Source organism: Paraburkholderia sp. EG304 (assembly GCF_046543485.1).
In the GTDB taxonomy this organism is placed as follows: Bacteria; Pseudomonadota; Gammaproteobacteria; order Burkholderiales; family Burkholderiaceae; genus Paraburkholderia; species Paraburkholderia youngii.
Map to the genome: position 1 here is coordinate 22,606 of NZ_JBKGUA010000062.1, position 8,737 is coordinate 31,342.

At 67.6% G+C, this 8,737-nt stretch carries 9 protein-coding genes; 5 read left to right on the plus strand and 4 right to left on the minus strand.

Translation table 11 applies throughout. The features are described from left to right. Positions 1-13: 13 nt before the first annotated feature. Genes fliI through fliF form a run of 4 tightly spaced genes read right to left on the minus strand, consistent with a single transcriptional unit; the run spans position 14 to position 5,090 of the window. Complete coding sequence (gene fliI, locus ACLFKU_RS37295; protein ID WP_410852516.1) at positions 14-1,639, minus strand: flagellar protein export ATPase FliI; 1,626 nt, start codon at positions 1,637-1,639, stop codon at positions 14-16. Continuing rightward, positions 1,633-2,316 carry a flagellar assembly protein FliH gene (fliH, locus tag ACLFKU_RS37300; RefSeq protein WP_368587563.1) on the minus strand — a complete coding sequence of 228 codons (684 nt, stop codon included), beginning with the start codon at positions 2,314-2,316 and terminating at the stop codon, positions 1,633-1,635. Before fliH ends, fliI begins: the two co-directional genes overlap by 7 nt. After that, a complete protein-coding gene (gene fliG, locus ACLFKU_RS37305; protein ID WP_368587564.1) occupies positions 2,309-3,304 on the minus strand; it encodes a flagellar motor switch protein FliG in 996 nt (331 codons plus the stop codon). Before fliG ends, fliH begins: the two co-directional genes overlap by 8 nt. Continuing rightward, positions 3,294-5,090, minus strand: coding sequence for a flagellar basal-body MS-ring/collar protein FliF (fliF, locus tag ACLFKU_RS37310; RefSeq protein ID WP_410852517.1), 1,797 nt, complete (start codon positions 5,088-5,090; stop codon positions 3,294-3,296). Before fliF ends, fliG begins: the two co-directional genes overlap by 11 nt. Before the next feature lie 237 nt (positions 5,091-5,327). Here fliF and fliE point away from each other — a divergent pair, with 237 nt between their 5' ends. The 5 genes from fliE (at position 5,328) to ACLFKU_RS37335 (ending at position 8,595) form a co-directional block, all read left to right on the plus strand. Continuing rightward, positions 5,328-5,663 carry a flagellar hook-basal body complex protein FliE gene (gene fliE, locus ACLFKU_RS37315; protein ID WP_410852518.1) on the plus strand — a complete coding sequence of 112 codons (336 nt, stop codon included), beginning with the start codon at positions 5,328-5,330 and terminating at the stop codon, positions 5,661-5,663. Between the two features lie 272 nt (positions 5,664-5,935). Continuing rightward, positions 5,936-6,370, plus strand: coding sequence for a flagellar export chaperone FliS (fliS, locus tag ACLFKU_RS37320; protein WP_013090844.1), 435 nt, complete (start codon positions 5,936-5,938; stop codon positions 6,368-6,370). Continuing rightward, positions 6,367-6,693 carry a flagellar protein FliT gene (locus tag ACLFKU_RS37325; protein WP_368587567.1) on the plus strand — a complete coding sequence of 109 codons (327 nt, stop codon included), beginning with the start codon at positions 6,367-6,369 and terminating at the stop codon, positions 6,691-6,693. Before fliS ends, ACLFKU_RS37325 begins: the two co-directional genes overlap by 4 nt. A gap of 106 nt (positions 6,694-6,799) precedes the next feature. Next, a complete protein-coding gene (locus tag ACLFKU_RS37330; protein WP_410852519.1) occupies positions 6,800-8,227 on the plus strand; it encodes a flagellar hook-length control protein FliK in 1,428 nt (475 codons plus the stop codon). Further along, on the plus strand, positions 8,227-8,595 hold the full coding sequence (locus tag ACLFKU_RS37335; RefSeq protein WP_410852520.1) for an EscU/YscU/HrcU family type III secretion system export apparatus switch protein: 369 nt from the start codon (positions 8,227-8,229) through the stop codon (positions 8,593-8,595). Before ACLFKU_RS37330 ends, ACLFKU_RS37335 begins: the two co-directional genes overlap by 1 nt. Positions 8,596-8,737: the final 142 nt, after the last annotated feature.

Below are 8,737 nucleotides of genomic sequence, written 5' to 3' on the forward strand. Positions count from 1 at the left end.
AGCCTCCTCGGCCCTAAGCAAACAGCGCGTTCAGCATGTCGATGCTCGGCTGGAAGTTCGCGCACTCGCGAAAGCCTTGCTGCAGGAACGCTTCCATCCGCGGATACAGCGCGATCGCGCGATCGAGCAGCGCGTCGCGCCCGGCCGAATAGGCGCCGACGTTGATCAGATCGCGGTTGCGCTGATAGCGCGACAGCATCTGCTTGAACATACGCGTTTTATTCAGATGGTTATCGTCGATCAACGCGGTCATTGCCCGGCTAATCGACGCTTCGATATCGATCGCGGGGTAGTGGCCGGCTTCGGCGAGCGAGCGCGACAGCACGATGTGGCCGTCGAGAATCGCGCGCGCCGAGTCGGCGATCGGGTCCTGCTGGTCGTCGCCTTCGGTGAGCACCGTGTAGAACGCGGTGATCGAGCCGCCGCCCGCCGGTCCGTTGCCGGTGCGCTCGACCAGCGCCGGCAGCTTCGCGAACACCGACGGCGGATAGCCCTTGGTGGCGGGCGGCTCGCCGATTGCCAGCGCGATCTCGCGCTGCGCCATCGCGTAACGGGTCAGCGAATCCATCAGCAGCAGCACGTGCTTGCCCTGGTCGCGAAAGTATTCGGCGAGCGAGGTCGAGTACGCGGCGGCCTGCATCCGCAGCAGCGGCGACACGTCGGCCGGCGCGGCGATCACGACCGAGCGCGCCAGACCTTCCTCGCCGAGAATCTGTTCGATGAACTCCTTCACTTCGCGGCCGCGTTCGCCGATCAGGCCGATCACGATCACCTCGGCGCTGGTGTAGCGCGCCATCGTGCCGAGCAGCACCGATTTACCGACGCCCGAACCCGCGAACAGCCCCATGCGCTGACCACGGCCGACGGTCAAGAGCGAGTTGATCGCGCGCACGCCGACGTCGAGCACCTTGTGAATCGGCTCGCGATTGAGCGGATTGATGACCGGCGCGGATAGCGGCGCATCGGTTTGCGTGCCGAGCGGGCCGAGCCCGTCGAGCGGACGGCCCGATGCGTCGAGCACGCGGCCGAGCAATTCCCAGCCGACCGGCAGACGCTTCGCGCCGGCGAGCGGGTCGGCGATCGGCGCGCTTTCGAGCGGAAACACGCGCGCGCCGGGCAACAGGCCGATCACTTCGGTGGTTGGCATCAGGAACAGCTTGTCGCCGGAGAAGCCGACCACTTCGGCTTCGGCCATCGGCAGCGAACTGCCGGGCGGCAGCTCGATCATCACTTCGGCGCCGACCGACAGACGCAGCCCGACCGCTTCGAGCACCAGACCGGCCGCGCGCGTCAGACGTCCGCACGCGCGCAGCGGCTTGGCGATCGCGTTGCGCGCGCGCAGCGCGTCGAGCTGGCCGCGCCATGCCTGCACGTGCGGATTGATGTCGAGCGCGGGATCGTAGGACGGTGCGTGCGGGGCGTGAGCGGCGTGGTCCGTCGCGGCGGACGGGCGGCTCACCGCCGCGCCTGTTGCGAGATGCGCACTCGCGGGAGCGTGCAATGCCGCATCCGGTGGCTCCGGAAACCCGGACGAATCGACATCGGCCAGCGCCTCGGCGCCGAACGACGCCAACGCGAGCTCGCGTTCGAGCGGCGTCAGGTCGCTCGCGCGGATCTCGTCGAGCGTCGGCTTCACCACGTGCTCACCTTGCCGAGCGCGGCGGCGACGCGCTGCCAGCGCGTGTCGATGCCCGCGTCGACCTCACCGGTGCCGGCCTGCGCGCGGCAACCGCCACGCTCCACCGCTGCATCGGTGCGCACGGTCCAGCCGCGCGTTTGCAATTCGTCGAGCAGATACGCCTCGACCACCGGCAGATCGGCGGGACTCACGATCAGCGCCGGCGCGCCGGAGAGCGCGGGCTCGGCCGCGAGCACCTCGCGCGCGGCCGCGATCAACGCGGTTGGGTCGTGCTGCACGTGCTGGCGCACGACCTGCTGCGCGATGTCGAGCGCGAGTGCGATCAGCGTTTCGGAGATCGCGTGCTGCGCGCCATCGAGCGCGGTCTTGAAGGTTTCGGCGAGCGCGGCGAGCCGCATGGCTTCCTCGCGCGCCTCGGTCTGGCCCTGCGCGAAACCCTGCGCATGCCCCTGGTCGTAGCCTGCCTGATAGCCGAGCGCCTGGCCGGCCACGTGACCGGACGCGACGCCCTGCGCATGCGCGGCTTCGCGGCGGCGCTCCAGTTCGGCTTCGAACGCGCGCTCGTCGAACTCGGGTTCGGCCGGCGGGGGCGGCGGCGGGGCCGGGTCGAACGACGCCATCTCCCAGCGCTGGTAAGCCGAGAGGCTGTCCTTTGCCGGGGCGTTCGAATCAGACATATGCGTCTTCCGCCTTGCCGCCGATCACGATCTGCCCGCTCTCGGCCAGGTTGCGCACGATCTGCAGGATGCGGCGCTGCTGTGTTTCGACTTCGGACACGCGCACCGGGCCGCGTGCGTCGAGGTCTTCGGCGAGCAACTCGGCCGCGCGCTGCGACATGTTCGACAGGAACTTCTGACGCAGCGCGGGCGCCGCGCCCTTCAGCGAAATGATCAGCGCCTCGGATTCGACTTCCTTCAGCAGCAGCTGGATCGCGCGGTCTTCGAGTTCGAGCAGGTTCTCGAACACGAACATCTGATCGATGATCTTCTGCGCGAGCTCCGCGTCGTACTGGCGCACGTTCTCGATCACGCCTTCCTCGTGGTTGCTCGACATGAAGTTCAGAATCTCGGCCGCCGTGCGGATGCCGCCCATCGGGCTGCGCTTCAGGTTGTCGCTGCCCGACAGCAGGCCGGTCAGCACGTCGTCGAGCTCGCGCAGCGCGGCCGGCTGGATGCCGTCGAGCGTCGCGATCCGCAGCAGCACGTCGTTGCGCAGGCGCTCCGGGAAGCACGACACAATCTCCGAGGCCTGATCGCGGTCCAGATGCACGAGGATCGTCGCGATGATCTGCGGATGCTCGTTCTTGATCAGTTCCGCGACCGCCGACGAGTCCATCCACTTCAGGCCTTCGATGCCGCTCGTGTCGCTGCCCTGCAGGATCCGGTCGATGATCGCGCCGGCCTTGTCGTCGCCGAGCGCCTTGGTCAGCACCGAGCGGATGTAATCGCTCGAATCGAGCGACATGCCGGTGTGCTGCTCGGCCTCGCGCACGAACTCCTGCAGCACCTCGTCGATCTGCTCGCGGGTGACGTTTTTCAGCGCGGCCATCGCGACGCCGATTTTCTGGACCTCACGCGGGCCCAGAAACTTGAACACCTGCGCCGCCTCTTCCTCGCCGATCGACATCAGCAGCAGCGCGCTCTTCACTACGCCTTCAGCGCTCATCGGACACCCAGTTCTTGACGACGGTTGCTACGATCTTCGGATCCTGACGCGCGATGTTGCGCGCGAACTCCAGGTTCCGCTCGTACTTGTGCTTCGCGTTTTCGAGCGCGAGCTTCTCGCTATCCGCTTCGATTTCGACCACCGCGCCATCGCGCTCCTCGGCCGGGATGCCGTCGAGCAGCACCGGCTCGTCGGGCGACATCAGCGCGGGCACCGGCTCGGGCGGCGGCGGGAAGGCGCGGCGCAACGCCGGCTTCACCATCACGAAGTAGAGGAACAGGGCCACCGCGCCGATGCCGAGGTACGTCGCGATCTGCTTGTAGAGCGCGAGCATGTCCGGGGTGCGCCACCACGGCAGGTCGGCGTTCGGATCGAGATCGGTGGTGAACGCGCTGTTGACCACGTTGACCGAGTCGCCGCGCGACGCGTCGTAGCCCATCGCGTCCTTCACGAGCTGCGTGATCTGCGCGAGCTTGTCGGCGCTGACCGGCTGCATCGTCACGTGCCCCTTCGGATCGACGACCCGCAGATAGTTGACGACCACCGCGACCGTCAGCCTGCGGATGCCGCCCATCGGCTGGTCGACGTGACGCACGGTCTTGTCGAGTTCGTAGTTGGTGGTCGAATCCTTGTGATCGCTGATCGGCGTCGTGCTCACCGAGCTCGCGCCGTTGCCTGCCACGATCGGCGCGGAGGCCGGCTGCGGCGGCTGGTTCGACAGCGCGCCCGGCACGCCCGAGGCGCCGCCCTGCGACATTTCCGTGGCGCTGCTCGTCTGCTGGCTGCGGATCGCAGCGTCCTGCGGATTGGCGTTCGGGCCGTACTTCTCCGAAGTCTGCTCGCTGTGCGAGAAGTCGATGTCGGCGCTGACCTGCGAGCGCGCGTTGCCGGCGCCGAACAGCGGCGCGAGGATCGTGTCGATGCGCTGCTGCGTGTTGCGTTCGATCTGCTGGCGGAACTTCAGCTGGGTCGCATCGAGGCCGCTGCCGTTGGTTGGCTGCGTGAGCAGGTTGCCGTCCTGGTCGAGGATCGTCACGCCGCGCACCGGCATTTGCGGCACCGCCGACGCCACCATGTGCGTAATCGCGACCACTTGCCCTTCGTCGAGCACGCGGCCCGGGTACAGGTTCACGAGCACCGACGCCGACGGCGGTTCCTTGTCGCGCACGAATACGCTCGGCTTCGGAATCGCGAGGTGCACACGCGCCGATTTGACGCTCGAGATCGATCCGATCGTGCGTTCGAGTTCGCCTTCGAGCGCGCGCTGATAGTTGATCTGTTCGTCGAACTGGCTGATGCCGAACTTCTGGTTGTCCATCAGCTCGAAGCCGACCGAGCCGCTCTTCGGCAGTCCCTGCGAGGCGAGGCGCAGGCGGGTCTCGTGGACCTGCTCGGCCGGCACGAGGACCGCGGTGCCGCTTTCGGACAGCTTGTACGGGATATTGGCCTGCTGCAGCGCGGCGATGATCGAGCCGCCGTCGCGGTCGGACAGATTGCTGTAGAGCACTTTGTAGCTAGGCGCGCGCGACCACAGGAACAGACCGGCGACGACCGCCACCAGCAGCGCGACCGCGAACACGAGCGGGGCGCGCGGGTTGCCGCGCATCTGCGCGAGTCCGGACAGACGCTGGCCGAAATTGCCGCCGAGACCTCCTAGGCCGCCGAGGCCACCGAGGTCGGCCGTGCCGCCGGCCGGGCCGCTCGCGGTCTGAGCGGCTGCGGGCTGCGCGCCGGCGAGCCCCATGCGGGCGTCGGGGTTGATCAACGAGTTGGCTGACGAATCCATGCGTCGGGTTTCTCCGGGGGATGCCTTGGCGTTCTGCCGTGATGCCGCGCCGGGGCTCGGCGGACGGACAGAGACTTTCACGTTTGAAATTATCCGCAGCGCCGCTCAACCCGATTGCTTGAATAGAGCCGGGTTTCCCCCCTAGTTTCGGGACTTTCCGCGAGGGGCCGCTGCTATGCTTTCGTCCAGATCGATACACCTTCCGGTGCTCCGATCGCCTATCCAACGGAGAAAAAGATGACCATGCCCGTGAACGCGCTATCGTCGGCGCTGCAACAGATGCAGGCGATGGCGGCGCAGGCGGCCGGCGGCGCGAACCCCGTGGCGGAGCAATCCGGCGCGGCGACGCCGACCAACTTCGCGGCGGCGCTGAAGGCCTCGCTCGACAAGATCAGCAGCGACCAGCAGAAGGCGATCGGTGAGTCGCAGGCGTTCGAACTCGGCGCGTCCAATGTGTCGCTGAACGACGTGATGGTCGATATGCAGAAGGCGAACGTCGGCTTCCAGTTCGGACTGCAGGTGCGCAACAAGCTGGTCGCCGCGTACAACGACATCGCGCAGATGTCGATCTGAGCGGGATCGCCTGGGACTGCATGAAGGATTGCCCGAAGGTCCGCATGAGTCCCGTCCGACGATCCGGCAAGCCGCTGCCGGCGCTTGCGCCGACGGCTTCGCGCCGCGTCTTCCGTGCCCGCCCAGCGGCGCTTTCGATCCTCCTTGCACCGGACTAAAGCTTTGTCGTCGCGCATCCGATAACCAAATTACATGTCAGCGATTGGTGCGGCGACGCGCCAGCGCGGCCACGCCACGACTTAACCGCAGCCAGTATCAGAGGAGGAGCGCCGATGTTTTCCCAAGGACACGCTGGAGCCAACGCGTACGCGCGTGTCGGTATCGAGACATCCGTGATGGGCGCAAGTCCGCATCGTCTGATCGTGTTGCTGTACCAGGGTGCACGCCAGGCGATCGCGCAAAGCCGCCTGCATTTGCAGCAGGGCAACGTGGCCGAGCGTGGCATGGCGATCAGCAAGGCGATCCGGATCATCGAAAGCGGGCTGCAGGCGTCGCTCAACCTCGAGGTAGGCGGCGAAATCGCCGAACGGCTCAATGCGTTGTACGACTATATGGCGCGTCGGCTGTTGCAGGCCAATATCAATCAGAGCGAGGCGATGCTCGTGGAAGTGGACCGACTGCTCGCGACGCTCGAAGAGGCATGGATCGGGATTGCCCCGGAGATCGCGCGGATGGCGGCACAGCCAGCCGCGGAAAGCCTGAGATGACATCGAACGCAGAATATTTTGCCCGCTATGAAGCGGTCGCCGCGCTGTCCTGCCGCATGCTGATCGCGGCCCGCCGTGCACTGTGGGACGACCTGGTGCACTTGCAGGAAGAGTATCGGCATCTGGTCGAAGCGCTGCGCGAAGCCGACGTGGGCGTCAAGCTCGACGAGGCCGAGCGCCTGCGCAAGTACGCGCTGATCCGCCAGATCCTCGCCGACGACGCCGCGATCCGCGACCTCGCGAATCCGACCATGGCGCATCTGTCGGCGCTGTTCGCCGGCCGGCCGACGCGTGTGCTCAAGGAGCTGTACGGGGCGCGCTGAGTGCGCGCGGGCACGCGGGTGAGCAGGCGCCACACCGTGCGCATCTGAAGGATCGCAGCAATCAGAGCATCGCGCGCGTTGCCGCCGATGCGACCAAGGAACCGGTATGAACGGAATCGATTCGGCCCTCGCTTCGGTGCTGTCGAGCCGGATCGACAGCCTGCTCAACATCGCGCCGGGAACCGCGACCACCTCGCAGACCGGCGCAGCCGGCGTCGATACCAAGGTTCCCGCGGCGCCAGCGAACGCGACGCCCGCGCCGCAGTCGTCCGCGCAAACCGCGCTGTCGGCTGTCGCGCTGACGCTGAATGCGATCGCGCACTCGGGCGGCGAGGCGACACCGGCGGTGCTCGGTCGCGAGCCGATCTGGGCGGCCGCGCCGGCGCTCGACGTCGCCATCGAGAGCTTGCCGCTGACCAATGCGGGCGCCGCTACTGGCGATTCCGCCGCTTCCGCGAATATCAATACCAACCCCAACGCTGCTGCCAACGCAACCGCGGCTACCACCGCGAGCGTGGCGGCCACCGAAGTGCCGGTCGCGGCGCTCGCGGCCGCGCTGCAAAGGACAGTGGCTGACAGCGGCCTGTTCTACGAGGCGCATCTCGCGGCGTGGCTGGTCGGCCAGCGTTCGCCGGCTCAACTGGCGAACGAGGCACAGAATCAGCTCGTCGCAGATTCTCAATTGCCCCCCGGCTGGAGCGCCGACGCTGGCGATGCGAGCACGCGGTCCGCTTCGGCGAACGGAGCCTCCGAGGCGACGCCACGCGGCGCGCCGACCGGCACACCGAACGGCACACCGGCTGGCACGCGGAACGCTGCCGACAACAACCCTGCCTCGCACGCGATGCCGTCGATCCTGACCGCGCAGGCCGCGCGCCTCGTCGCGGGCGAGCTGCTGGCCAGTTCGGTGTCCGATCTGAACGGCCAGTCCACGCATACGGCGCCGCACGGCGCGGCGTCGCAGGCGGCCGATGCCGGTCCATCGCAGAGCGCGCAGGCGATGGCGGCGGCGGTGCATCCGGCGACGGTGCCGCTCGTGCGCCAGCAGCTCGATCTGCTTGCGACCGGACAGTTTCGCTGGACCGGCGAGGCGTGGCCCGGCGCGCGTCTGGACTGGACCATCGAGCAGGATGGCGACGAATGGGACCGCAGCGGCGGCGGCCTCGCGAGCGAGGACGATCAGCCGTGGCGCACGCGCCTGACGCTGTCGCTGCCGACGCTCGGCACCGTCGATGCCGAGCTGACGCTGGTCGGCACGCGGCTGAGCGCGCGCGTGCAGGCGAGCCCGCGGGGCGCCGCGCGGCTCGCGACGCAGGGGGACGGTTTTCGTCAGCGGCTCGCGGCGGCCGGGATCGAGTTGCAGGGATTGACGATTCGGGAGATTGGCGGCGGTGCGCCAGGTGCTGCTGCGGCTGGCGCCTCGGCGGCTGGGGCGCAGGCGGCGGGCGCGTATGCACGGTCGGCGTCGGCGGCTGTAACCGAGTCGGCGGCGGCGAGCACCGCTCCGCGCGACGACTTCGATTGGGATATCTGATGAGCCGCACCCATCGTCGCAGCGCGGCTGCGCTCGTTTATGACGCTCATGGCGGGGAGCCCGCGCCGCATGTGGTCGCGAAGGGGTATGGGCTGCTTGCCGACATGATCGTGCAGCGCGCGAAGGAAGCAGGGCTGTATGTGCACGAAGCGCCCGAGATGGTGTCGCTGTTGATGCAAGTCGATCTGGATGCGCGGATTCCTCCGGAGCTTTATCAGGCTGTTGCCGAGTTGCTGGCCTGGTTGCATCGGCTCGAGAGCGGGGCCGATGTTGAGACGGCTCATGAGGGGGGGAGCGCTGGCGCGCAGGATGTGGTGGATGTCGTTGCTACTGATGTGCCTGGCGGCACGGGCGCTGTGGATCATTGACGGTGCGGGATTGCCGAGCCTGTCAGAAATTTTGTGTTCAAGGCATAACATGTACCCAAAGGAGCATGTATGCCAAGCAAACCAAAAGCAGGGTCTGCGCCCCCGCCTGAGCTGCCCGCGATTCCAGAGGAGCTCATCGATC

Coding starts and splice junctions, on each gene's coding strand:
- fliH (WP_368587563.1), bottom strand. CDS start 2,316: ATGTCTGATTCGAACGCCCCGGCAAAGGACAGCCTCTCGGCTTACCAG.
- ACLFKU_RS37335 (WP_410852520.1), top strand. CDS start 8,227: ATGAGCCGCACCCATCGTCGCAGCGCGGCTGCGCTCGTTTATGACGCT.
- ACLFKU_RS37325 (WP_368587567.1), top strand. CDS start 6,367: ATGACATCGAACGCAGAATATTTTGCCCGCTATGAAGCGGTCGCCGCG.
- fliS (WP_013090844.1), top strand. CDS start 5,936: ATGTTTTCCCAAGGACACGCTGGAGCCAACGCGTACGCGCGTGTCGGT.
- fliG (WP_368587564.1), bottom strand. CDS start 3,304: ATGAGCGCTGAAGGCGTAGTGAAGAGCGCGCTGCTGCTGATGTCGATC.
- fliF (WP_410852517.1), bottom strand. CDS start 5,090: ATGGATTCGTCAGCCAACTCGTTGATCAACCCCGACGCCCGCATGGGG.
- ACLFKU_RS37330 (WP_410852519.1), top strand. CDS start 6,800: ATGAACGGAATCGATTCGGCCCTCGCTTCGGTGCTGTCGAGCCGGATC.
- fliE (WP_410852518.1), top strand. CDS start 5,328: ATGACCATGCCCGTGAACGCGCTATCGTCGGCGCTGCAACAGATGCAG.